The following is a 23,951-nucleotide window of genomic DNA, read 5'->3' on the forward strand; positions in this document are numbered from 1 at the left end:
AAACAGCGCTTTTTGATACGAACACAGTGGTTATTAAAATCGTATCAATCCTTTAAATCTTTAAAGTCGACCCTAAATCCATATCGCCATACAAGAATAGCTGTGATCAGCAAGACTCCCCCATATCCATATAAACCATACTCAACCTTGCTTATAAGAAAGTGAAAACCTGCAAATACGCCAAGAATGAAAAGCAGGAAAACGGTCTTAATCCCCTCATTCTCCTGTGTTGCAGAAGTTGGTTTAGAAAATGGCAATATAATTGTATATGTCCTGAACGACAGGACTGCCATTATAAATAACGTAAAGAGACCAATCAATAGATCCCAAAAGATAGCACTTCCATATATAAGAATAAATAGAAAGCTATATGCCAAATAGATGGGAAGAACATACTTGGCCATAACCGCATTCCATGTACCTATAAAGATAGACTTAGCACTCTGTAATGGAGAGGCCCTGTATATCCATGCTCCTTTATATGAATCGGTATATCGGAGTGCAATAGCAATAGTTGGAATCATAAGCGCACTGAAATAAATTGTATAATAACCGCTGCCATTTTGAATACCTTTCCATCCATTTTCCCCGAATTGATTGAGTAGTGTAATAAACGGAAAAATAATAACCATTCCAATAGATGGATATACCTTCAGTTTAAACGCCTGTTCGTTTTTCATGAGGTTTTTTGCGAAATGATAAAAGACTCGTTCTTCTTTATTTCGTAATAGGAACATTGAAAAATGACTGCGTTTCTTTTTCGATAAGGCTCCTGTATGATTAGTTAACTTTTGTAAATACTGCTCAAAGTTTTGAACATTTTTAATATAAATAATGACAGAAACAAGCGGTACAATTACAGCCAAGCTGATTAAGAGAATATATTGCCATGCAAAATTCCCATTTAGTTTTACCTCAAAGGGAGCGGCATACCAAATAGGCGCAAGAATATAGCTCCACCAAGTTGGTGTAAATTCTACTTGCCTATCTACAAGGTCAAATATCCTTACCGTTAGTTGATAGCCAACAATCATTAAAATAGACAAGGAGATTTGTACATAACTGATAAAATCCTTTAATTTCTCTCCATCAAAATACTTTAAAATAACCAAGTAGATTAAAGCAGTAAGCAAGACTATCCATATATCAATCAATATAATGACCAGCAAAAATAACAGACTAAAGCCAATTCCTTGAGTAACAATAGCAGCAATGAACGCAGGCGCAATAAAAATAAGGGTTATTGTGCCAAGGTAAATAATAATATGTATCAGCTTTGCCACCGAGACCGTTCTCCCATCAACCGGTCTAGACAATAAAATAGACTGATCCCGTATATCAAGCATCACATGGGAAAAATCAGATATTAAAGATGTAATGATAAAAAACATAAATACCGCAAACAACATACTCATTTGGAAAAAATAATTTTCACCCATAATAATAAAAGGAATCAGTATTAGACCCATAAGCGCATAAACCCATAAGGATTTTAAAAATTGATTTGAATCCTTACCTGTATTTCCAGACCCATCATTCATCAAAGTTGGAACTCTTCTGGCATCCATTGTAAGCTTAACCTGAAGAATTCTTCTCATAACCGGATAATCAATTCCCATCCACTGAAAGAGCTTTTGTCCTCTATCCAACACACGCAAACTCATAAATTTTTTCATCTATTAATCCTCTTTAACAACAGATACAATATCTTCGGCAATTGAACGATGCTGTGTAAAACCAGTTAATTGGTTAAAAATTTCTTCAAGAGTTCCTTCCTTGCCAACATCCTGTAATTCTGCAAAGCTTCCATCTGCAACAATCCTGCCTTCATGCAGTAAAATAATTCGATTGCTAATTTTCTCGACGACATCCATGATATGTGAGGAATAAAAAATAGTTTTTCCCTCGCTTGCCAGCAGTCCAAGCAATTCTTTAATGACCATAACGCTATTCGCGTCGAGACCGCTTAAAGGTTCATCTAAAAATAAAATATCCGGATTATGAAGAAGGCTTGAAATTAATAGAACCTTTTGCTTCATCCCTTTTGAATAACTATTTATTCGTGAATCATACATTTCTTCAATATTTAATAGCCTCATTAGTTTAAAAGCCTTTTGGTCAGCCTGCTCATAAGATAAGCCATAAAGCTCACCTATAAAAGTCAAATATTCACGTGCAGTCAATACATCATATAAATCTGCCAATTCAGGCACATAGCCAATTCTATTTTTATAGGTAATCCTATCCTCAGAAAGCTCTTTATCAAAGACCTTCACTGAGCCTGTATAGTCTGTAAGGAGTCCGAGCAATATTTTAACTGTGGTAGTTTTCCCCGCCCCATTGGGACCTATATAGCCAATAATTTGTCCCTTGTTTACATCAAGATTAATTCCTCGAAGTACTTCTTTCGATCCATAATGCATTTGAAGATTGCTAATAGAAATCACCAGTTCAGCCATTTTCATTCTCCCCAAAGACCCATTTTGGTATAGTATATCAAAACGGGTCGTTAATTTGCATAATTTTCTAATTTATCCTTTTTAGGTATTACTTCTGGAATCCTTCATGATGCACCTAAATGCCTGTAAAGTTCAAATTTCTAATAACCTAAACCGATAATGATTCAAAAGCTTGAATAAGATCATCAATCAAATCATTCGCATGCTCTATCCCAACAGAATAGCGCAGCAAACAATTACAGACTCCATTTTGTGTACGCACTTCCTCAGGGATATCCGCATGTGTTTGTGTAGCAGGGTACGTCATTAAACTTTCTACTCCACCCAGACTTTCAGCAAAAGATATGATGCGAAGGCTTTTTAAAAATGGATTGATCCATTCCTCTGATTTCAGCCGGAACGATATCATCCCCCCTTTACCAGGATAAAGGACATCTGTCACTTCTTCTCTTTCTCTTAAAAATCGGCTGATTATCTTAGCATTTTCCTCATGCTGCCTCATCCTTAGGCTCAATGTTTTCATTCCCCTCATCACAAGCCAGGAGTCAAATGGCGGCAGTACAGCGCCTGTTGCATTTTGATATTCTTCTAGGCGCGCACCAACCTCTTTACTCTTTGAGACAATTAATCCAGCCAATACATCATTATGTCCTGCTAAATATTTGGTGGCACTGTGGACAACGATATCTGCTCCCTGCTCAATCGGTCTTTGCAAAATGGGTGTATAAAACGTATTATCCACAAGGAGCAGTAGATTGTTAGATTGGGTCAGTTGAGCAATTTCTTTAATATCCATTTCCTGCATAAGCGGATTTGTCGGTGTTTCTATAAAAAAGGCCTTCGTATTTTCCGTAATGGATTCAGCGAAATCTTCATATGTATGGCAATAGTTAAACTTGATGCCATACGTCTTCCATATTTGCTCAAATAACCGATATGTCCCTCCATACAGATCGGCAGAGACGGCTATTTCATCACCTGGAGAAAATAAACATAGCAATGAGTGAATGGCAGCCATACCTGAACTAAAGGCAAATCCCTGTTTACCACCCTCTAGCTCGGCAATTGCTTCCTCTAATAATTTTCTGGTTGGGTTTCCTGTTCTTATGTAATCAAACCCTGTTGATTCCCCTATTCCGTTATGGCGATAGGCTGTGGAAAAATAAACTGGCGGATTAACAGTACCTGTTTGTGTTTCACTTCGATTGCCTATTTGAGCTAAGAGTGTTTCGATTTTAACTGTTGTCATATGTATGACCCCTCTCTCTTTATTAATCCCCGAAATACAGTTACTCTGATTTACCTTCATCCGGCTCTAATTTGCCATCAAAGTTACGAATTACTTACATCCACTCATTTTCCCAGTGAATAAAACTATGCTTAAAAACGAAAAAAGTCTTCAAGAAGAAGACTTTTCATTAGAGTGAGTCCCTTCTTATCGGCCAGGAATGATTGTTCCTGCAGGAATTAGCACCTTTCCATATTGGCGGTTGCTGAGACTTCACAGGGCCTGTCCCTCCATCTCTCTTGATAAGATTTTTCAGAATATTTATTTAACTATAAATTTACAGTCCTACTGCTAAAAAAGCAAGTTATTTCTGCCTTTATTGTCCAACTTTTTAACAAAGGTATATAATAAATCTATACATAAAAAGGAGTGATTCGGAACCATGAAAGCCAATGGCCAGGAAATTTTCCAGTACATAAAAGACCTTGTATCCATTCCAAGTCCGAGCGGCTATACAACGGAAGTAATTGATCATGTAGCACAGTTTTTACAATCTCAAGGAATACCTGCAGTAAAAACAAATAAAGGTGCCCTATTGGCAACAATCAAGGGACAGGATGATTCAAAGCACCGTTTTCTAACAGCCCATGTAGATACATTAGGTGCTATGGTGAAAGAAATCAAACCAAGCGGGCGTTTAAAATTATCGATGATCGGCGGATTTCGTTGGAATTCTGTTGAAGGCGAATATTGTAAAATCCATACAGCTGAAGGTAAAACGTTTACAGGGACGATTCTTTTAAATCAAACTTCTGTCCATGTTTATCAGAAAATGGGAGATATTAAACGCGAGGATGCAACGATTGAAGTTCGAATTGATGCTGTGACAAAAAGCAAGACGGATACAGAAGGTCTAGGTATTTCTGTAGGTGATTTTGTTTCCTTCGAGCCCCGTGTTGAACTGACAGACAATGGATTTATTAAATCCCGTCATTTAGATGATAAAGCGAGTGTCGGCATACTGATGTATATCATTAAACAGTTAAAAGAAGAAGGCATCACTCTCCCCTATACGACCCACTTCTTAATTTCAAATAATGAAGAAATAGGCTATGGCGGAAACTCCAACATTCCTGCTGAAACTGTTGAATACCTGGCTGTAGATATGGGAGCAATTGGAGAAGGACAATCTACGGATGAATACAGTGTTTCCATTTGTGCAAAAGATTCTAGCGGACCCTATCATTATGGCCTGCGTCAGCATTTAGTCGAATTGGCAAAGCAACACAAGATTGATTACCGTGTAGATATATATCCTTTTTACGGATCTGATGCTTCTGCTGCCATCCGTGCCGGCTATGATATCATACACGGATTAATTGGACCCGGCATTGATGCTTCACATGCTTTTGAAAGAACCCATATCAGCTCTATTGAACATACTGCCCAGTTAATCTGGAATTACTTACAATCAGAATTAGCCTAATTTCATACTAAACGTTAACCCATCACCATTTAAGTGATGGGTTTTTATTATAATAACCGTTTGATTTTTCCATAAGCAGCCTTGGCTTCAGCATATCCTTGATTGTACAGCTTTTTCAGCTTTTTAGGGTTACGCTCAACACGGCTGACATCTGATTTCACTAATGGACGAATAATGACGACAAGTCCCTTTTCTTCTTGTTCCTCCAAATAGCGGATCGTGTCATTGTAAACGATATGCCGTTTGCGAAGAGCCTTTAGCAGCCCTTGATAGTTCTTATATTTTCTTTTTCCAAGCCAATCAAGCGACGATGCTTTCATATAGCCTTTATTCCCAGTAAGCACAACGATATTTTTCGTATTCCCGTCTGCTTGAGATTTTTGTATCGGTATTGGATCGGCAACACCGCCATCCAGCAGCATTCTTCCATCATAAGAGATTTCCGGAGCAAAAAAAGGAATCGAACTGGATGCGCGCAGAATCGTTGTAATATCTTTTATTAGGTGCTCTTTTCTATAGTATACAGGTTCGCCTGTTACGCAATCTGTAACACCCACGACAAACTGTTCCTTTGCTTCACAAAAAGCCTTTATATCAAATGGGACCAGTTCATTTGGAATTTTATCAAAAATAAAGTCCATTCCAAATAATTCACGTTTCTTCAGAAAACGTTTATAGGATAGGTATTCCGGGTGTGAGACATAATCGATATTCGCCGCATAATTACGGTCTATTTGCCGTGCAATATAAGAAGAGCCATTACATGCACCAGCTGAAACACCAATTGTATATGGCACATATATATCCTGTTCCATCAAATACCTCAGAACTCCAGCTGTATATAGCCCTCTCATTCCGCCACCCTCTAGAACCAGGCCTGTATTATGCATAACAAGTAAACTCCTTCCCCAGAGAATCCTTATTATTTTGCCATGACCCTTCTTAAATAATTACACGTTTTAAAACTATTTCAGGGAATTTTTTACTATCCTATTGACAGTTTTAGTGTATTAACTGTATAGTACACATATCGAGTGTATGAACTACATAGTACACACACTAATAATTGGTTAAAAAGCCATAGGAGATGAATTAATGAACATCATCTTTAATAACCGGGATCCTGTATATTTACAAGTTGTCCGTTACTTCAAAGAACAAATAGCGACCGGTCGGCTTGCAAGCGGAGAGGAGATTCCTTCTCGACGTGAGCTTGCCAATCTTCTAAAAATAAACCCCAATACTGCTCAAAAAGCGTATAAGGAAATGGAGGAACAGGGATTGATTCACACAGAAAGAAATTTCCCAAGCCGGGTCACAACCGACAAGGTCATATTGTCAAGCGTTCGTCAGGAACTCATTGTTGAAGCCGTTGATACCTTTGTTCAGGCAATTAAACCGATTCAATTACCAGTAGATGAACTGTTGAGTATTGTCAAAGAAAAATATAATGCGGAACAAGAGTAAGGAGGGGATTTCATGTTAGAAGTAAAAAATGTAACGAAAAAATTTGGAAGAAAAAACGTATTGGATGATGTATCATTCACAGCCAACAAAGGGGAAATCACGTGTTTAATCGGTATAAACGGTGTAGGTAAAACAACGATTATGAAATCCATCATGGGCCTTACTCCTATTGATGGTGGAGAAATTCTTATAAACGGAACTAAAAGAACGAAGGATACGTATGAGAAAATCACATTTATTCCAGATACGTTCACGATGCTTTCGAACTTCACCATTATGCAGGCAATGGATTTTATGAATGATTTTTATGAGAGTTGGAACCAAGATCGCGCCGATGAATTATTGAGCTTTTTCAAATTGGATGAAAACATACGGATTTCAACATTATCTAAAGGAAATACCGCGAAAGTGAATTTGTTATTGGGATTGGCTCTGGATGTTGATTATGTTCTTATGGATGAACCATTCTCCGGTATCGATATTTTCAGCCGTGAACAAATAGCAGATGTCTTTACAAGCCACCTGATTGAAGACCGCGGTGTTATCATCACAACCCATGAAATCAACGATATTGAGCACCTCATTGATAAAGTTGTTTTGTTAAATGACGGAGTCGTTTATAAAGAATTTAATGCAGAAGAAGTTCGAAATAACGAAGGTAAGTCTGTCGTAGATGTAATGAGAGAGGTGTATAGAGGATGAATCGCTTTTTTAAGCTTGTGAATATGGAGTTAAATCGATTTACAAAAATTTTATTTGGATTGATTATTGCTGTTTTTATTATACAAGTTGCCGGGTTAATCATTGAAGCTAACATCTACATGAGTGACGCTAATAAATCATTAACGAATGGTGTCCCTATAGAAGTCTTTATTGAAGAATTTGGTTATTATGGCATGGACAATTATGTGAATTCTATTTGGTTTAATGGTCCGATTGCCTTATGTGCAGGTGCCATCTTCTTATATATCTTTCTAATTTGGTACCGTGACTGGTCAGGTAAAGGATCCTTTATCTATCGTTTATTAATGATTCCTACATCAAGAATGAATATTTATTTTTCGAAATTAACAGCTATAATGCTACTTGTACTCTCACTAGTATCTATCCAATTGATACTCCTTCTAATTGAATCAAAAATTTTGAAATGGTTTATATCAGCGGATTATTTACATGAGGTATCGATTGGCAGCTTAATCAAGGGATCTCAATTTATTACGGTTATTCTCCCATCTACCTTCACAGAATTCGTTTTATATTATGGTGCAGGATTTATTGCTTTGAGCATCCTATTCACGGCCATATTGCTTGAGCGCAGCTTTAAATGGAAAGGAATCATTCTTGCCATCCTATACTGTGTAGGTGTTATAGCTGTATTATCAGCACCTATTATATTAATCGAATTATTAGAAATAGGTAATTACATTTATACATCTGAGCAAATCATCATTGTAAGCGTTACAGCCAGTATTTTAGGCATTATCTCCATTTTATTAAGCCGCTATTTATTAAATAAGAAAATAACTGTGTAAGGAGAGGAAACATATGAAAAAATATCGAAATTCTATTCTGATCCTGCTTGTTGCTGTGCTATCCATATCAGTATTTTATATAAATCAGGCCTTTTCTTCCTCCACCCTCCCTGATTTTTACGTCAAACAAATAAATGGAGATGCTAAAATCTTAGACACCTTATCATTGGAAGCAGATTATCAAGTAGGTGGATTCACAGAAACGTTTAATGTAACGAAAGAGGGGGCCACTTATCGATCTGAATTACCTTTTTTTGAGCAGGTGGACTACGGGGAAAAATATTTAGAAACAGCGGAATTGAAAGATTTAGCAAATCAGTATTCTTCCTTTATGAGAGGAAAAATTTATAGTAACCAGTTGTACAATGACACAAATCAAGTCATTTTTGTCGACTCCAAGTATGATTTTTCTACCAGACATGGAATGCATAATTTCAGTTTAAAAATTGATCAGCTCAATAAGAAAACAGAGGATACAACCTCTTTTGAAGTAAACCTGCCCAATCAGGAATATTCATCTTTTATTGAAATCCTTGATGTCCAAATCTCCACGAATGAATTATTTGTCATGACACGCAGTAATTCGAAAGATGGGACAGAAATACTTCAGGAATATACGATTAACCTTAAAAAGGAAAAACTAATTGACGATAATTCGATTTTGACAACTGAACAATCAACGGATCAGCAAGATATTTATATAACCAGTTTAACAGATACTAACCCGACGCAAGCTCGTACTCATTTTACATTTCAGATAGATAAGACTATCCATACAGATGAAAACAGTCAAACTGTTAGCCGTGACTTATATGTGTACAACTATAAAACAAAGAAATTAGATAGGTTGACCCTTCCGAGTGATTTAACGAAACAGCTATTACAAGAAGATGGTTCTAGTTTTAATATAGCTTATGATCAAACTTCATTATATGTTTCCGCTATTAAAGATGAGAACGGAAAGAAAATAGTCGCTATGGTTACGTATGATTTTGAGAAACAAAAAATCACAAAGGATCATAAAATCCAAGTGAACTCAGAAATGTTTGATCACAATATAAATGTATATCACAACAAAATGATTCTCACTTATAGAGGGGAAAAAAACAAACCTTATATAAGCATCTTTAATTTCGAAGACGGAAAATCCATTTTCGAAGGAACGATTGAGACAAAAAGCAACGATCAAAAGATAGACTATATGGATCTATATTTATATCAGATTATTGGTCTATAATGTAAAAATTGTTTTGTTAACTTCAAAAAGGGAATACAATAACCAAATGATGATTTGGAGGAATTTCCCATGTACTATGTTTATTTTGAAACGGAGCCAAGGCTTTTGCATGAAGGTACTAAATACAACGTGGAGGTTCCGACCAGAGAGTTGCAGGATCAAATAGCCAATGAACTTGAGAAATATGGAGAGGTTTTCAATATACAAAAACTCGATGCTCCTGTGGATCAATTCCCGGTGCTGACAAAAGAAACCTATAAACGCAATATTTAAAAACGGAAAGGTGAATGGCTCGAGAGCCATTCACCTTTTCCACACCATGTGGAGATGCAATTTTATCAATCTGTTTTACGTGCGTGTTCAAATGGGAGAATGACATATTCACATGTACCGACTATATCATCTTCATCTATGTAGCCCAATCCATTACGGCTATCCCTGCTGTTCAACCGATTATCTCCCATCACAAAATAATGATCATTAGGAACTTTCAATGGATCAAAGTCACCTGTTTTATTCATTTTCAGTAAATCAACTTCTCCTTGTTCATCAGGCAGATATGGCTCATCTTTTTGCTTGCCGTTTATATAAAGCGAGTCATTCTTATATTCAACCTTTTCTCCAGGTAACCCTATAATCCGCTTTATATAGTATTTATCTTTTCCATCATCTCGAATGACTACTATATCCTGACGATCAACTGAACCACTATACGCCGCTAACTTATTGACCAAGACTTTTTCATTATTATAAAGTGTTGGTTCCATTGAGGCTCCTTCAACTATAAAAAAGGAAATGATAAATGTTTTTACAAGATAAGCTAAGACGATTGCAAATGCGATAGAGATAATCCAACTTCCTACTTCAGTTTTAAATAACTTCCTCAATCGCAGTCTCCTTCTTTCAAGCATGATTCCTCTAGTTGTTTCTACATATGATTCTTATATTTTATACCCATATAATATGCTAAGATACCTACAAACGATATTACATTTTCATTACGATTAATTTACATCTAGTAAGGGAATACAATAACATCCATTTTTCATTCACGTGAGGAGTGAAACTCCAGTATGTTGTACTTATCGAAAAATCATGATCCAAATAAAAATGAAATTCTCTTATCTAGATGGCTTCCCTCAAACCAAACTCCAGCAAGTCTGGTAAAAGAGACGTTTTCATTGCTTAATGAAAAATTAAATAAGTTTTCCCCTCTTTCCATGCCTAATCGGAAGCCACTAAGGGATTTAAAATATGCATTTCCCCGTCTCTTATTGACAACAAGCAGACAGCCTGAGCTAAAAAATCCAGCTGATTTCACAATCTTGAACGGTCACCCTTTTCCAGCATGGAAAAAGAAATTAGATGAAGAGTATCAGCATTTAAATCAAAAGATCCAGGAACAGATCAATGTAACCGACTATGGTGCTGTTGGTGATGGGATAACAGACAATACTAAAGCGTTTGAGGCTGCTCTTGGTAAAGGTAAGCGAATGGTTTATATTCCGGAAGGTGTTTTTATTGTTAAGGGACTAAAGCTCCCCTCCTACACATGTCTGATAGGAGAAGGTAAAGATAAAACGGTTCTTAAATTAGCCAATGAAACACCAAAGAAAGCTATTCTTATTACAAACTCTAGTCCAATCCGTGGTAATCATCATATTCTCGTACAGGGGATGACACTTGACTGGAATGTAGAAAGGCTTCCACAGAGCGATCGAACTAGTTCCGGTAATAACCGTTCGAGCTGTTTAACATATGCTCATGTTACTTATGGATGGGTGAAGGATGTTGTAGCCCGTAATGCAGGTTTACACTGTTTTGATGTTTCAGCTGCCTACTATACATATTTGGGCGATGGCACACGTTCGAGATGGCCGAGCCAATATATATGGTTAGATCATCTTTCTGGCTATGGATTTGGAGATGATGGAATAACAACACATCATAGCAGCCATATTCTGATTACAAACAGCCATATGTGTGATCCAAGCGGCAGAGCTCACATGAAGGGATTCTCCAATTCAAATGGGTTTGAGGTAGATGACGGATCTGACGATGTTTGGCTGATTAATAATTCTTCAACCAGGTGCTTTGGAGGGGTTGAAATAAAGGCGCATGGTACTGCATCAGCTGCTTCCAATGTTCATATTATCGGACATATATCTATCCATGATAATCGTTCCTATAACTTTCGGCACATAGGCCACCATCTCGAATCAGAGCCACAGTCTAAATCTGCCTTTAATATAACAGCGACGAATATCGTTGCAATTGCACCCATTTTCACAGATCTTTATGAAGGCTCGACTCCAAGGTGTCTAGTCGTATCAGCCTATCAAAATGTGGTTATTAACCATTTCACTCTGCTCGGAGATTCGAATTATGATTATCAAAGGAATCCAATGGTTTCCATTCAATATAAATCTCGTCATATCACACTGGCAAATATAACAATAGAAAATTTCCAAACTGCGGGTACGGATATAAAAATAGTTGGCGGCAGGCAGCATACCGATGACATTCGTTTAAGTACTATTTCCATAAAAAACTCAGCTCCAACTGCCATCGATATTGGTAAAGGTGTAGCAAAAGCAACTATATCAAATGTACAGGCTGAATCAAAGATTGGAGATATCGCAATTAAAAATGCCAACCATAAAGTCAAGCTGAATAATATTCATACGGTTGGATATAAGACACCCATTTTAAAAATGGATTAAAACTTAATTACCTATTCTATTTCTCCACCTCTTCGCATATACATTTATGGTCTTTCCTGTAAAATGTGAAGAGGTGACTATTTCGTGAGTCGGATTGCAGAAGTCCTCAAACAGTTCCTTTCATCAATCAAAGACCTAATAAACGATATACTGACTTTTATTTATTATAGCGGGCTGCTCTTCATCATCGGCTGGACACTATATCAATTGTTATGGGGTGATGTGAAACCGCTTCCTATTTCAACTGCTGTTCCTCCTACATGGTGGACGGAATATGTAATTAAACCACTGATTTCCTCCACCTTTCTGCTTACCATATTGAAGGGAATCTTCTTATTATCAGTCTGGATCATTTTATTTTTAATTATTCCTAGTACAACGAGGCAGCTCAAACGTTTCAAGCTATTTCAAATGGAATTTGAGGTGGAGGATAAAGAAACGGCTGCAGTTGCCTTTATAGAATTGCAAAGCTCAAAAGCAACCCTTCTGTCAGCCATGTATTCAGATGCAAGCATCGGAAAGTTGTTCACATTCCTTGATGAAGAAACGATGGAGGTGAATTATTTTTCCGCACTTGATTACTTTTTGGAGGACTTTAAAATCAGTTATAAACAACGATATAATATTGCCTTTGAATGCGAAACCAAGGATTTACATCAGCTTATCGGAGTCGAACGGGAATATGCCATACTTTCAAAAGAAACCGGCGATCCAGAAGTGTTAAACTGGGAGGTTCCCCTTGTGAAAATAAAGAAAAACAGACTTGTTTTCCATTTCAACTATCGCGGAACTGATAAGGTGACCATATTGTCCAGCTACTCTTCTCAATTTGATGTTATTGATAAACAAAATATCTTATTTTTACATTATGCCCTAATGTATCAAGCTGAAAATATTGAGTATGCACTTATGGTTGAAAAAGAAGAATGGCCCTTTGCCAAAACCCCTAATTAAAGGGGTTTTATTTGTTTACAAAAAAAATGCCCTTATTCATATAGTAATAAGGTCAAAGTTTAATACAGATGCTCATATAAAATGTCTATTATTTTGGAACTGTTGTGAATACTTCTTTAGCATATCCTGAACCACTTTGTTATTGGATGCCAGTTCTGTTGGATCTTTTGCACTTAGCTTCCCCACTTGCTTTTGGCTAAAGGGCTTAGCAAATTTCTCGCCTTTTTTATAACGCTCATATAAATTTTGGATATTGTCCATAATGGTTCCCCTCCCATTAAGTCCTCACTTATTTATATTCAGTTCTTTAGAAAAATCGCCATCTATTTGTCTAGTTAACTAGTATTTTTTTTTACGGGTTGATTTTCTGTCATAAACGTAATCCTATAAGTTTAATTTACTGTTTTAAATTCGTATAAATTGTGATAGGATAAAAAACTGTTTAGTGAACACGAAAAAATGTTATTTGGTGTTTTATTATGAGATATAGTACGATGATATTGGCTTTTACAGCAAACGGGTTATATTATGAATCAATACACTAACTTTACAAAGAAGAAATGGAGATTAAATAAATATGCAGCAGAGCAAATCTTCAATCCACTCATTCCGGCAAATATTCTTCCTATACATAGGTTTTATCATTTTATTTGCCTTTTTGTTATGGATACCCCAGTCCAATTCCATCGGGTTTTCTATAATGGATTCTCTATTTCTGTCCACAAGCGCCTTAAGCGTAACAGGACTTACTACAATAGACGTAGGAACAGAATTAACCAGGGTGGGACAATCCATCTTAATGGTGGAAATGCAGCTTGGCGGAATCGGGATTGTTGTATTAATCAGTTACCTGTTTGTCGTGATGGACAAGAAGATTACGGTATCAAGTATGCTTCTTTTATCCAAGGACCAAAACCAGTCAAAACTAAGTTCCATTACATCTCTTGGAATTTCGGTTTTAGTCATTGCCTTATTAGTAGAAACGATTTGTTTCTTTATATTATTAGGGGAGATACGACCCCGATATGATGATTTTTGGGATGCGGCATTCGTGTCTGCCTTTCATGCAGTAGCAAGCTTCACTAATTCCGGATTTGATTTATTCGGTGATAGCCTGATTTCATTTAAACATAATCATCTTTTCCTAATAACAACGGCTATAACAATCTTCTTAGGAAGTCTTGGCTATCCGACATTGGTAGAGTACTTCTTATCTTTTAGAAGGAAGAAAAGTTTGTTTACAAAGATTAATATAAGACTTCATTTTCTCCTACTATTTATCGGTATGGCTATATTTTTCTTTTTGGAAACAAATAATACGTTTAGCGGACTTTCCATTTGGGAAAAACTATCGAATTCATTGTTTTTTTCGGCGACAGCAAGAAATGGTGGGCTTTCAACGATTGATGTCTCACAAGTAACAATCACTACCTTTTTATGTTTGACCCTATTTATGTTTATAGGGGGAGCTTCCTCCAGTACAGGAGGCGGTATACGATTGACCACCTTTGCAGTACTATTATCAAAGGTATTATCTGTAGCGAAATCACAAAAAGAGGTTGTTATCTATAAAAAAACCATTGCTCAGGAAGCAGTTGATAAATCCTTTATGGTTTTCTTTACTTTTATGGCATTGTTTTTTGGTTCTACGATTTTATTAACCATGTTACAAACGCAGCCATTGGAGCCATTGATGTTTGAGGTGTTATCTGCCCTGACAAATACAGGCTTATCATTTGGAATTACATCTGAATTAACACCTGTTTCAAAATCCATTTTAATCATGCTGATGATTATCGGCCGAATAGGTGTATTCAGTTTCATTTATACTATTTTTAAAGTAGAAAAAGTTAAAACAAGATATTTAAAAGAAGACTTAGCAGTAGGCTAAAAAGGGGACATTTTTCATGAAATCATATCTAGTCATTGGAGCAGGAAGATTTGGTACTGGCATCGTAAAAGAATTATACAAACAACATTGTGAAGTAATCGTTACAGATCGCAGTGAAAAAAATCTCGAGTCCTTAGATGAATATTCGACTCATGCGATTGTCGGTGACTTTCGTGATCCGCTTGTACTCGATGAACTGAAAATCGATCAATTCAATGCGGTCTTTGTTGCAATTGGCTCTGATGCCTTTTCGGCCATTTTAATTACAAAAAAACTGAAAGAAAGAAAAGCAAAAAAAATCATCGCCAAGGCTAACAATCGAGAAATCGGGGAAATTTTAAAAAGCCTTGGTGCCGATCGTATTATCCTTCCAGAGGAAGAAGCTGGTCGGAAAGTGGCACGTCAGGAATTATTAACAGGTGTCATTGAATATATTGAAATCACGAAGGATATTTCTGCAATTGAAATGCAAGTACCTGAAACGATGCATGGAAAGTCATTGAACGAATTGAATTTTTCAAGAAAATTCGATATTACGGTGTCCTTAGTCCTTCGTAATGGACAGCCAATATTATCGCATTTTGCGGATCTCAAATTACAAGAAGGAGACGACTTTTTACTGATTGGTTCAAATACCAGTATCGAGAAGTTCAAAAAGAAATATAAATAAAGGCGGGTTGCTATGTTAATCGGGCACGTGAAAGCAATTATGCGCCACCCTGTTAAATCCTTTACAGGTGAACATGTTCAGGAATCTAATGTAATGCCCTATGGTCTTTATGGGGATCGCAGTCATGCTTATATAGACAATAGCCGTACAAATAAATTTCTGACCATCACTCAGGCTCCAATCATGGCAAGTTACCAAGCATCCTTTATGGGTCCTGACAGCTTGGATACCTATCCACCCATCGAAGTAGTCACGCCATCAGGAAAAAGAGTAACGTGGAATCACCCTGGATTGATTAAGGACCTAGAAACGGCAGCAAACAGGAGTATTACTCCTGTACAATTCACCCCGAATGATGTGCCACTAGGCGCAATTGAGGTGGAACATTTATTGCTCGTAACAGATGCTTCTCTTCTAGAATTAAAAAAGCAGTATGGAAGTCTGATAGACTATAAACGGTTTCGCCCTAACTTGGTCCTCGATCTAACTGAAAAGCAACCATATATAGAAGATACCTGGTTCGGAAGACGTCTTTTGATTGGTGAATCGGTTGAAATACAAGTTAACCGACATTGTGAAAGATGCATGATTATTACCATTAATCCCGAAAACAGCGAAAAGGATCCTTCTCTATTAAAATTTATGAATAGAACTCGTCAGAATTGTTTCGGTGTATATGCCTCCGTTCTTAAAACCGGAAAAATCCGGATAGGTGATGAGGTACAATTAGTTTAAGATTTCTTATTTTATGCTAGTTGTTAGTTCAAGACTCATAGTAATAAGCAAAACAAGGGAACCCATTTGGTTCCCTATTTTACTAATTTTAATGATTTCTTATTGGTAGATTCGTGTTTAGAATATCCGCAATTAATCACCAGTATCAGGAATAAAAATTCCTTAACTTTCAGGACAATTGCACTGTTTTGTCTTTGCCATGAACTACTTATTAAATACACTTTTCTCCCTGTATCCCTTTCTCCCCCACTATGATCCATGTTGAATTTTAATAGAAAACCCATATAGAAATGCTAGATAGTAATAAAAAAAGAATCCAAATGGATTCCTTTTTTTCAAACCTATTCATTTTTTAATCTGATTAGTAAGCAGACCATCCTGCATCCGCTGCCAATACTACACCATTAATATAGGAAGATTCATTGCTTGCCAAGAAAAGGGCAATGTCTGCAATTTCTTGTGGCTTAGCAGCACGAGGCATTAAACTAACACCACGCGTTGCATATTGTAATCCTTCCATATCCATACCATCCACTGAACTGGTTAACCCAGTCTCAACTTGGGCCGGTGCGATTCCATTGCAACGAATCCCTTGCGGGCCATAATGAGATGCAATATTTTTAGTCATGCCTGTAACTGCATGTTTAGCCGCAGTATACGTAAATCCGCCACGTCCACCAGTTAAACCGGTAATGGAGGAAAGGTTCACGATTACGCCGCTGCCCTGAGCCTGGAAGTATGGCAATACTTTACGTGTACCGCGCATTACACCGCCAACATTAATATCCATTACGCGGCTCCAAACTGCATCTTCTACATTATGAGCAGCCTGCATTTTGTCTAATACACCTGCACAGTTAACTAAAATATCTACGCGACCAAATGTGGCCACAGTTTCTTCCACCATTTTTTGAACATCTTCTTCAACTGCCACATTGACTTTTACACCCATTATCTCAACATCTTGCGCTTTAAATTCATTGACAGTAGCTTGCAATGCTTCTTCATTGAAATCGGCAATTACCAGCTTTGCCCCTTCTTCCGCATAGCGTGTCGCAATTGATTTACCAATACCATTCGCTCCACCTGTAATAATGGCTACTTGGTCTTGCAATCTTCCCATTGTTCATCCTCCTAATCATCGTTAAATTAATTGGCAGATTCATGTATGGATCATAAATCAGGGCGATGAATTCTATAACTTACTGTTATGATAGATTAAAATTCCAGTTTTATTTATAGAAACACAGCATTTGATATTCCAATATATCAAATCTGAAAAGTAACTTTTAAGAGATTCATCGTTCAGATACCAATCTTGACTTGTTAAAAACTCCAACATTTCCTCTGCCTTATCAACTTTTGTTTAGCATTATGTATCTTTCTATTACAATTAAACTATACATGATACTTTTTTTAATTTCAAAAGATTCTTGATATATCATAATAATTTGCACTGAAGGGTAACCCTCGAGCTTCTCGATCATAAACATACCCACCTTCAGATAAGGAAAGGAAATAGTTTTTATTTACTATTCTCTTTTTTAGATAAAATACCCAGCTAAAAATAAAACCCACAACAAGACCATAGTTAAATATTTCTCCGATATTTTTCCACTGATTATTATCTCTTTAATTAAGTTATATAGAATATAAAAAAGAAGAGGATGATTATAAATTATTAATGAATCCTTATTCTTACAACAAAGTAAACTCTCTTTGTAAATCTTTACATATCTAAAAAATAACCATTTATCTATATATTTCCATAATATTCTAATATAATATTATCTATAACATGCTTAATTTTTTTGTTGGAGGAAGAGAAATGGCAAAAAAAAATAATTTCATTGTTATTTATTGCATGTATGCTGTTTTGTCTATCCGCGTGCAGAATAACACAGCTTTTTCACACTCATGATTATTCTGATGCCACATGTACAGAACCTAAAACCTGCACTATATGCGAAAAGATTGAAGGTGAAGCATTGGGTCATGAACGCGGAGCCTGGAGCGAGTGGGATATAGATTATGACGAGGCAGTTAGTGTCAGAGAAGTATCTTGCACAAGGTGTGAAACTGTTTTGGATACTGAATCAGAAGATGTGACCTCGTTTGTTGATGGCAATCATTTATCGATTTACCCTTCTGCCTTTGCAGATCGATTTGATGATGCTTTTGACGGTATAAATGGATATTCTTTTGAATCAGAAGAGGAACATGATGAAAATAAATTGTTCTATGATGAAGATAATATCCTTTTTTATAGAATAAAAGACGATAGTCGTTCGGTCGGAATGTATTCGTTCTCCAAAGGAACTGACATATCTGTTCCTGTTAGTCAAGGTTACTCGGAAGGCGTTGCAATCGGCATTACCTTCCTCATTGAAGAAACGACTGATGTATCGCCGATTGTAGCTGCAACGGTATTAGCACTTGATCCAGGTTTAGGGTATTCTGAAGCTTTTGATTTTGGACAAAGCATTCTTGATAATGTTGGCAAACCAGAGGGTGTTACCATGAACTCGATAAATTATATCTTATATAAGAGTGGTTTGTATCATTATCTTCAAGTTACAGTTGTTTAGATGCCGTTATACTTTACCGAAACAAGGCAGAGAATGAGAGTCCTCACTAATCTCTCCCCGGAGCTTACCGTATAGGTCGGCTCTTTTTTGTTGTATGGTTGTATCATAATACAATCATAGCAGCTGCGGCTGCAGGATGGGTTGACCGTCTGTGGACGGTCTCTCAACCGCAGTCCACCTTCTGAATATTAACAAAAATTAACAGTGTTATTATAATACAAGAAAAAGGCATCTCTTATTCTAATATAACAATTTGTTTTTCTAGTATAATTAAATCGGATTATTTTAGCTGTTAATAGGGTATTAGATAGTTGTAGCATTTATGTAGTATAAACATAGGAAAGATGAGGTGTCAGGTGTCATGTATAAAGAGTTAGCGGATATTTTTTCTCTCATTGAGGACGATATGCTATTAACGCGATGAGTACAGAAATCTCACCGGGCAAACTGGCGGACTGTGTACTTACGATCTCAGAGTATGAAGGATATACATTCCCTGCATTAGAAAAAACCTTGAGATGACACTGCATATTTTCTCTTGGGATGAATATAATTTTGAACTAGGTCATCCGGTTTATGTAGCATTCATAGGTGTACATATGTTGTTATAGAGTTTCAGAATATAAGTCTGTGGAAAATTAATTTTATCATGTAAAGGAGACTGCCTTATGGGTTTCTGGTCAACTGTTTTCGCAATCATAGTCGCATTGGTTCTCTTCTCAATATGCGGTTAAATAAGAGACAAAAGAAGGATTTGTTATTTTTCATTGTGCCGCTGATCCTTTTTCAAATGAATGAATTAATTAAAGCGGATGTACAAATTCCTGTCCTCGGATATCTGCTGCGATGTCATTTCAATGACTACCTAGGAGGCATCTCCTTTGCAGCATACCTGAACTTTGTTCTGTCTCTAAGTAACTGGACTTCGTTTCAGCTAACCAAGATCCATCACTTCCTCGTTGCCGGTTTATTTTGTGGAATCTGTTGGGAGGTCATAACTCCTCTATTTATAAAAACGAGTACCGGTGATGCTTGGGATATTATTGCGTATATCTTGGGGATGCTGACATACTGGTATTATGGTAGAAAATTGGCATCTAAAAACAAATAAATAAGTACGATGATAAATATAAAAGAGACGACCAAATGGTAATGACTCCTAAAATTTAGAGTGAAAAACTAAATTTTGGGTCGATACAAATGATCGTCTCTTTGTAGTTCTTTTATTTTTTACTAATATCAAATTATAGCTTCATGAGTAGGAACGTCTCGCAAATGATACTATAAAAAAATGATGGCCCACAGAAAATGATGGCGGGTTCTTCTTACTTATCGGGCGTGAAATTCACCAATAGTGAACACCATAATAATTTCAATCATATCTGCAGAGCACCTCTTTAATATAAATGGCTAATTTCCGGTTCTATTCAGGATAGCCTTCTGTTCAATTAATTGTTTAAACTCTTTATCCAATGCACTGTACTTAGAATCGACGGATGTTAATAAACTCAATTGACTTAAAACCGCAGCTAATTTTGTCTCTACGACCATAAGTTCTTCTTCGATATTCCTATTCATTGCAGGTATTTGTCCGGCCGGATTTCGATTGTTTCTTTCAACGCGGTTAATGATTTTTTCATCAATAACCAACAGCTTGTTACATAGACGTTCAATTAAATATTGATCATGCGACACTATTACCAAGGTCCCGGCAAAAGTTGAAAGAGTCTCCTCCAATTGTTCTCTGCTCGGTAAATCGAGATGATTAGTCGGTTCATCCAGTATCAACAAATCATAACCTTCCATCAGCATTTGAACTAGCTTGATTTTCGTACGCTGCCCCATTGATAGGGAGGAAATCGGTTCGTCTATTTGTCTTGCTGTAATCCCGAGATTCGCCAAGTACGTTTTTGCCTTAAATATCGAATCCCTTTCATAAAGTCCAAGTGCTTCTATTGGCTTCTTATGAACCGGGAGATCACCAACATCCTGACTTAAGTAGCCGATTTTCAGAGTAGGACTTTTCCATAACTCTCCGCCGCTGATGGGCTCTTGATCTAGAATCAGCCGAATTAGCGTTGTTTTCCCCGCGCCATTAGGACCAACGACGCCAATTGACTCCCCGTGTTTTATATAAAAATAACTGCTTTGGAAAACTGTATGATCTCTATATTGCTTTTTTAAATCCTTTGCCTCCACTATCCGTTTACCTCGCTTGTCCGCCGCCTGAAAATCAAATTCAATCTTTACTTCATCAGCAGGCTTTTCTATTCTTTTTTTTGTAAGTTCCGCTTCCAGCCTTTTTCGCTTGGATTTAACCTGTATATCCTTCTTCTTGGCCTTAACTCGGTAATATTCTTTTTTGCCCATTAATTTTCTTTCAGAGGCAGTGCCATGCTTCGTTGAATCACGGTGTGCCTTTTCTGACCAATTCTTCAATTGATTCATTTGCGCTTCTACCCGTTTGATTTCTTTCTGTTGTTGATCATATTGATGTTTATGAATTCTTCTGTTTTCTTCTTTTTGTTTCTTATAAGCACTGTAATTGCCAGTGTACTCATGCGCAATACCATCCTCAATTTCATATATACGTTTAACAGCCAGGTCCAGGAAGTATCGATCATGTGAGATGATAATGGCCGCACCTTGATAGGATGCAAGCTCCTCTACCAGCCAAAGAATCCCATCAAAGTCTAAATGATTTGTTGGTTCATCCAGAATTAATAAATCAGGTTTGGTTGACCAAATATGTGCGAGTGCAAGCTTTAAACGTTCTCCCCCGCTTAAATGGTCCAATCGTTCTTGATTCCACAACTGTGACCCTTCTAATCCAAGCTGACTCGTCAGCTCAAACATTCCAGCCTCAGCCCCGGTCTCCAACATGGATTGAAAGATACTGGCTGTATAGTCAATTGACTGCCGCAGATATCCTATACTGACATGATCTTTCCCAAAACTAATATTCCCTTTATCCGCTTGAATTGCTCCTGTCATAATATTGGCTAACGTTGTTTTACCTGCCCCGTTATAGCCAATCAGCCCAATTCTATCCCAAGATTCTATAATCATATTTATATTCTTTAAAATCGTTCTTTCACCATAGCTTTTTTGTATTTCCTTCAGACTTAGCATATTCATTCTCACCTCTTAAAATTAACAACTAAAAACCCCAACAGAAGCCTATTGGGGTGTGAACATCGTTGATCAACAGAGGTATACAAATATGAATACAGCCATGGCAGCTGAATCCTTTATTTATACTCTATTCAATGAAAGAACGTGTTATGGGCACACTAATCCAATTTTCAGGCTTCTGTTTTTATAAAAAAACATCGCAGAAAACAAGATTAGATTCTCATCGTCCCAATATCAGTCCTTTACCTTTTATTATTTACAGTATATGCCAGCTCTTGAACGATGTCAAACTGTTCTAAAACTATTATGACTTTTCAGTCACTGAGGGTTTGCTAAAATCTATTTCCTAGAATGGATTTCATTCCCATAATTATACATAAAAAAGCAGCTTAAAGAACAAGGATCTTTAAGCTGCTTTATTGATATTATTTAGATTCCATCCATTCAGTATGGAAAATGCCTTCTTTATCTACACGCTCGTATGTGTGAGCTCCAAAGTAGTCACGTTGTGCCTGTAATAGATTTGCAGGCAATGTTTCTGCACGGTAGCTGTCATAGTAGGACAATGCTGCTGTAAAGCATGGTACCGGAATACCAGCCTGAACAGCTGCAACAATTACTTCACGCAATGCTTCCTGATAGCTTAATGCAATTTCTTTGAAATAATCGTCCAAAAGAAGATTCTTAAGGTTAGGATTGCGATCATAAGCATCTTTAATCTTTTGAAGGAATTGTGCACGAATGATGCATCCGCCACGGAAGATCATCGCAATATCACCATACTGAAGATCCCAATTGTATTCGTCTGATGCAGCTTTCATTTGTGCAAAGCCTTGAGCATATGAACAAATTTTGCTCAAATATAAAGCTTTTCGAATTGATTCGATAAACGCTGCTTTATCTCCGGCAAATGGTTTAACCTCAGGACCTGTTAAAACTTTAGAGGCTTCCACACGTTCTTCTTTCAACGCGGATAAGAAACGCGCAAAAACAGACTCAGTAATGATTGGCAGTGGAACACCAAGATCCAGTGCACTTTGACTTGTCCACTTTCCAGTTCCTTTTTGTCCTGCTTTATCAAGGATTACATCTACCATCGGCTTACCGGTCTCGTCATCTTTTTTCGTAAAGATGTCAGCTGTGATTTCGATTAGATAGCTATCAAGTTCACCTTTATTCCATTCGGAGAATACACCATGAAGTTCATCAGCATTAAGCCCTAGAATATGGCGTAATAAAGCATAGGATTCGGAAATCAATTGCATATCTCCGTATTCAATTCCATTGTGAACCATTTTCACATAATGACCAGCCCCATCCGGCCCAATATATGTACAACATGCATCATCGCCAACTTTAGCGGAAATAGCTTTTAAAATTGGAGCTACAAGCTCGTATGCTTCCTTTTGTCCTCCAGGCATAATAGAAGGGCCTTTCAGTGCTCCCTCTTCACCGCCAGATACACCAGTCCCAATAAAATGGAAGCCTTGCTTGCTTAATTCTTCATTACGGCGCTGCGTATCTTTAAAGAACGTGTTACCGCCATCAATCAGGATATCCCCTTTGTCAAGGTAAGGAGTTAATTGGGCAATAGTTGCATCTGTTGCTGCACCCGCTTTAACCATGATTAAGATTTTACGCGGCGTTTCCAATGAGTTTACAAATTCTTCGATTGAATAGGTAGGATGAACATTTCTGCCTTCTGCCTCTTTCATCATAGCATCTGTTTTTTCGGATGAACGATTATATACTGAAACGGAATATCCACGGCTTTCAATATTAAATGCTAAATTCTTACCCATAACGGCAAGACCGATTACACCGATTTGTTGTTTTTCCATCTGTA

General features: G+C 37.0%; 21 protein-coding genes and 1 riboswitch. Of the genes, 12 read left to right on the forward strand and 9 right to left on the reverse strand.

Annotated features, from left to right (window positions below):
* Positions 1–44: 44 nt before the first annotated feature.
* From FHY45_RS15730 to FHY45_RS15740, 3 genes are all read right to left on the reverse strand, one after another.
* On the reverse strand, positions 45–1,676 hold the full coding sequence (locus tag FHY45_RS15730) for an ABC-2 family transporter permease (RefSeq protein WP_139892448.1): 1,632 nt from the start codon (positions 1,674–1,676) through the stop codon (positions 45–47).
* Positions 1,677–1,679: 3 nt separating this feature from the next.
* Positions 1,680–2,465, reverse strand: coding sequence for an ABC transporter ATP-binding protein (locus FHY45_RS15735; protein ID WP_066104780.1), 786 nt, complete (start codon positions 2,463–2,465; stop codon positions 1,680–1,682).
* A 142-nt stretch (positions 2,466–2,607) separates the two neighbouring features.
* The gene (locus tag FHY45_RS15740; RefSeq protein WP_066104782.1) at positions 2,608–3,708 is read right to left on the reverse strand and encodes a methionine biosynthesis PLP-dependent protein; all 1,101 of its coding nucleotides are present in this window, start codon (positions 3,706–3,708) and stop codon (positions 2,608–2,610) included.
* Between the two features lie 183 nt (positions 3,709–3,891).
* A riboswitch (SAM riboswitch) is annotated at positions 3,892–3,996 on the reverse strand.
* Between the two features lie 133 nt (positions 3,997–4,129).
* Between FHY45_RS15740 and FHY45_RS15745 the strand changes: the two genes are divergently transcribed.
* On the forward strand, positions 4,130–5,173 hold the full coding sequence (locus FHY45_RS15745; RefSeq protein ID WP_066104788.1) for a M42 family metallopeptidase: 1,044 nt from the start codon (positions 4,130–4,132) through the stop codon (positions 5,171–5,173).
* 47 nt (positions 5,174–5,220) lie between these two features.
* Here FHY45_RS15745 and FHY45_RS15750 read toward each other — a convergent pair whose 3' ends face one another.
* A complete protein-coding gene (locus FHY45_RS15750) occupies positions 5,221–6,063 on the reverse strand; it encodes a patatin-like phospholipase family protein (RefSeq protein WP_066104791.1) in 843 nt (280 codons plus the stop codon).
* Positions 6,064–6,268: 205 nt separating this feature from the next.
* Here FHY45_RS15750 and FHY45_RS15755 point away from each other — a divergent pair, with 205 nt between their 5' ends.
* The 5 genes from FHY45_RS15755 (at position 6,269) to FHY45_RS15775 (ending at position 9,682) form a co-directional block, all read left to right on the forward strand.
* Positions 6,269–6,640, forward strand: coding sequence for a GntR family transcriptional regulator (locus tag FHY45_RS15755; RefSeq protein WP_066104793.1), 372 nt, complete (start codon positions 6,269–6,271; stop codon positions 6,638–6,640).
* Between the two features lie 12 nt (positions 6,641–6,652).
* Positions 6,653–7,342: an ABC transporter ATP-binding protein gene (locus FHY45_RS15760; RefSeq protein ID WP_066104796.1), complete on the forward strand. Its 690-nt coding sequence runs from the start codon at positions 6,653–6,655 to the stop codon at positions 7,340–7,342.
* Positions 7,339–8,172: a hypothetical protein gene (locus tag FHY45_RS15765; RefSeq protein WP_066104800.1), complete on the forward strand. Its 834-nt coding sequence runs from the start codon at positions 7,339–7,341 to the stop codon at positions 8,170–8,172. Before FHY45_RS15760 ends, FHY45_RS15765 begins: the two co-directional genes overlap by 4 nt.
* A gap of 13 nt (positions 8,173–8,185) precedes the next feature.
* The gene (locus tag FHY45_RS15770; protein WP_139892450.1) at positions 8,186–9,409 is read left to right on the forward strand and encodes a hypothetical protein; all 1,224 of its coding nucleotides are present in this window, start codon (positions 8,186–8,188) and stop codon (positions 9,407–9,409) included.
* A 69-nt stretch (positions 9,410–9,478) separates the two neighbouring features.
* On the forward strand, positions 9,479–9,682 hold the full coding sequence (locus FHY45_RS15775; RefSeq protein WP_066104806.1) for a hypothetical protein: 204 nt from the start codon (positions 9,479–9,481) through the stop codon (positions 9,680–9,682).
* A gap of 65 nt (positions 9,683–9,747) precedes the next feature.
* Here the strand turns inward: FHY45_RS15775 and lepB are convergent, their stop codons facing one another.
* A complete protein-coding gene (lepB, locus tag FHY45_RS15780) occupies positions 9,748–10,320 on the reverse strand; it encodes a signal peptidase I (RefSeq protein ID WP_066104808.1) in 573 nt (190 codons plus the stop codon).
* Positions 10,321–10,482: 162 nt separating this feature from the next.
* Here lepB and FHY45_RS15785 point away from each other — a divergent pair, with 162 nt between their 5' ends.
* Entirely contained in the window at positions 10,483–12,132 is a 1,650-nt protein-coding gene (locus FHY45_RS15785; protein WP_139892452.1) for a glycosyl hydrolase family 28-related protein, read from the forward strand.
* 84 nt (positions 12,133–12,216) lie between these two features.
* Positions 12,217–13,086: a hypothetical protein gene (locus FHY45_RS15790; RefSeq protein ID WP_139892453.1), complete on the forward strand. Its 870-nt coding sequence runs from the start codon at positions 12,217–12,219 to the stop codon at positions 13,084–13,086.
* Between the two features lie 72 nt (positions 13,087–13,158).
* On the opposite strand, the gene FHY45_RS15795 is transcribed toward FHY45_RS15790, so the two are convergent.
* The gene (locus FHY45_RS15795; protein ID WP_066104817.1) at positions 13,159–13,347 is read right to left on the reverse strand and encodes a hypothetical protein; all 189 of its coding nucleotides are present in this window, start codon (positions 13,345–13,347) and stop codon (positions 13,159–13,161) included.
* A 316-nt stretch (positions 13,348–13,663) separates the two neighbouring features.
* Here FHY45_RS15795 and FHY45_RS15800 point away from each other — a divergent pair, with 316 nt between their 5' ends.
* The 3 genes from FHY45_RS15800 to FHY45_RS15810 are packed head-to-tail and all read left to right on the forward strand — an operon-like array spanning position 13,664 to position 16,382.
* Positions 13,664–14,977: a TrkH family potassium uptake protein gene (locus tag FHY45_RS15800; protein ID WP_066104823.1), complete on the forward strand. Its 1,314-nt coding sequence runs from the start codon at positions 13,664–13,666 to the stop codon at positions 14,975–14,977.
* Positions 14,978–14,993: 16 nt separating this feature from the next.
* Positions 14,994–15,647 carry a potassium channel family protein gene (locus FHY45_RS15805; protein WP_066104829.1) on the forward strand — a complete coding sequence of 218 codons (654 nt, stop codon included), beginning with the start codon at positions 14,994–14,996 and terminating at the stop codon, positions 15,645–15,647.
* 12 nt (positions 15,648–15,659) lie between these two features.
* The gene (locus tag FHY45_RS15810; protein WP_139892455.1) at positions 15,660–16,382 is read left to right on the forward strand and encodes an MOSC domain-containing protein; all 723 of its coding nucleotides are present in this window, start codon (positions 15,660–15,662) and stop codon (positions 16,380–16,382) included.
* Positions 16,383–16,743: 361 nt separating this feature from the next.
* Here FHY45_RS15810 and FHY45_RS15815 read toward each other — a convergent pair whose 3' ends face one another.
* Positions 16,744–17,505 carry a glucose 1-dehydrogenase gene (locus tag FHY45_RS15815; RefSeq protein ID WP_066104838.1) on the reverse strand — a complete coding sequence of 254 codons (762 nt, stop codon included), beginning with the start codon at positions 17,503–17,505 and terminating at the stop codon, positions 16,744–16,746.
* A gap of 865 nt (positions 17,506–18,370) precedes the next feature.
* Between FHY45_RS15815 and FHY45_RS15820 the strand changes: the two genes are divergently transcribed.
* A complete protein-coding gene (locus FHY45_RS15820; protein ID WP_139892456.1) occupies positions 18,371–18,970 on the forward strand; it encodes a hypothetical protein in 600 nt (199 codons plus the stop codon).
* A 1,410-nt stretch (positions 18,971–20,380) separates the two neighbouring features.
* On the opposite strand, the gene abc-f is transcribed toward FHY45_RS15820, so the two are convergent.
* On the reverse strand, positions 20,381–22,108 hold the full coding sequence (gene abc-f, locus FHY45_RS15825; protein WP_139892458.1) for a ribosomal protection-like ABC-F family protein: 1,728 nt from the start codon (positions 22,106–22,108) through the stop codon (positions 20,381–20,383).
* 422 nt (positions 22,109–22,530) lie between these two features.
* The gene (gndA, locus tag FHY45_RS15830; protein WP_066104849.1) at positions 22,531–23,946 is read right to left on the reverse strand and encodes an NADP-dependent phosphogluconate dehydrogenase; all 1,416 of its coding nucleotides are present in this window, start codon (positions 23,944–23,946) and stop codon (positions 22,531–22,533) included.
* Between the last annotated feature and the right edge of the window lie 5 nt (positions 23,947–23,951).

The organism is Bacillus sp. D386 (assembly GCF_006346415.1).

Excerpts from the sequence above, each read along its gene's own strand:
- FHY45_RS15730 (WP_139892448.1), bottom strand. The coding sequence starts at position 1,676 with ATGAAAAAATTTATGAGTTTGCGTGTGTTGGATAGAGGACAAAAGCTC.
- FHY45_RS15735 (WP_066104780.1), bottom strand. The coding sequence starts at position 2,465 with ATGAAAATGGCTGAACTGGTGATTTCTATTAGCAATCTTCAAATGCAT.
- FHY45_RS15740 (WP_066104782.1), bottom strand. The coding sequence starts at position 3,708 with ATGACAACAGTTAAAATCGAAACACTCTTAGCTCAAATAGGCAATCGA.
- FHY45_RS15745 (WP_066104788.1), top strand. The coding sequence starts at position 4,130 with ATGAAAGCCAATGGCCAGGAAATTTTCCAGTACATAAAAGACCTTGTA.
- FHY45_RS15750 (WP_066104791.1), bottom strand. The coding sequence starts at position 6,063 with ATGCATAATACAGGCCTGGTTCTAGAGGGTGGCGGAATGAGAGGGCTA.
- FHY45_RS15755 (WP_066104793.1), top strand. The coding sequence starts at position 6,269 with ATGAACATCATCTTTAATAACCGGGATCCTGTATATTTACAAGTTGTC.
- FHY45_RS15760 (WP_066104796.1), top strand. The coding sequence starts at position 6,653 with ATGTTAGAAGTAAAAAATGTAACGAAAAAATTTGGAAGAAAAAACGTA.
- FHY45_RS15765 (WP_066104800.1), top strand. The coding sequence starts at position 7,339 with ATGAATCGCTTTTTTAAGCTTGTGAATATGGAGTTAAATCGATTTACA.
- FHY45_RS15770 (WP_139892450.1), top strand. The coding sequence starts at position 8,186 with ATGAAAAAATATCGAAATTCTATTCTGATCCTGCTTGTTGCTGTGCTA.
- FHY45_RS15775 (WP_066104806.1), top strand. The coding sequence starts at position 9,479 with ATGTACTATGTTTATTTTGAAACGGAGCCAAGGCTTTTGCATGAAGGT.
- lepB (WP_066104808.1), bottom strand. The coding sequence starts at position 10,320 with ATGCTTGAAAGAAGGAGACTGCGATTGAGGAAGTTATTTAAAACTGAA.
- FHY45_RS15785 (WP_139892452.1), top strand. The coding sequence starts at position 10,483 with ATGTTGTACTTATCGAAAAATCATGATCCAAATAAAAATGAAATTCTC.
- FHY45_RS15795 (WP_066104817.1), bottom strand. The coding sequence starts at position 13,347 with ATGGACAATATCCAAAATTTATATGAGCGTTATAAAAAAGGCGAGAAA.
- FHY45_RS15800 (WP_066104823.1), top strand. The coding sequence starts at position 13,664 with ATGCAGCAGAGCAAATCTTCAATCCACTCATTCCGGCAAATATTCTTC.
- FHY45_RS15805 (WP_066104829.1), top strand. The coding sequence starts at position 14,994 with ATGAAATCATATCTAGTCATTGGAGCAGGAAGATTTGGTACTGGCATC.
- FHY45_RS15810 (WP_139892455.1), top strand. The coding sequence starts at position 15,660 with ATGTTAATCGGGCACGTGAAAGCAATTATGCGCCACCCTGTTAAATCC.
- FHY45_RS15815 (WP_066104838.1), bottom strand. The coding sequence starts at position 17,505 with ATGGGAAGATTGCAAGACCAAGTAGCCATTATTACAGGTGGAGCGAAT.
- abc-f (WP_139892458.1), bottom strand. The coding sequence starts at position 22,108 with ATGAATATGCTAAGTCTGAAGGAAATACAAAAAAGCTATGGTGAAAGA.
- gndA (WP_066104849.1), bottom strand. The coding sequence starts at position 23,946 with ATGGAAAAACAACAAATCGGTGTAATCGGTCTTGCCGTTATGGGTAAG.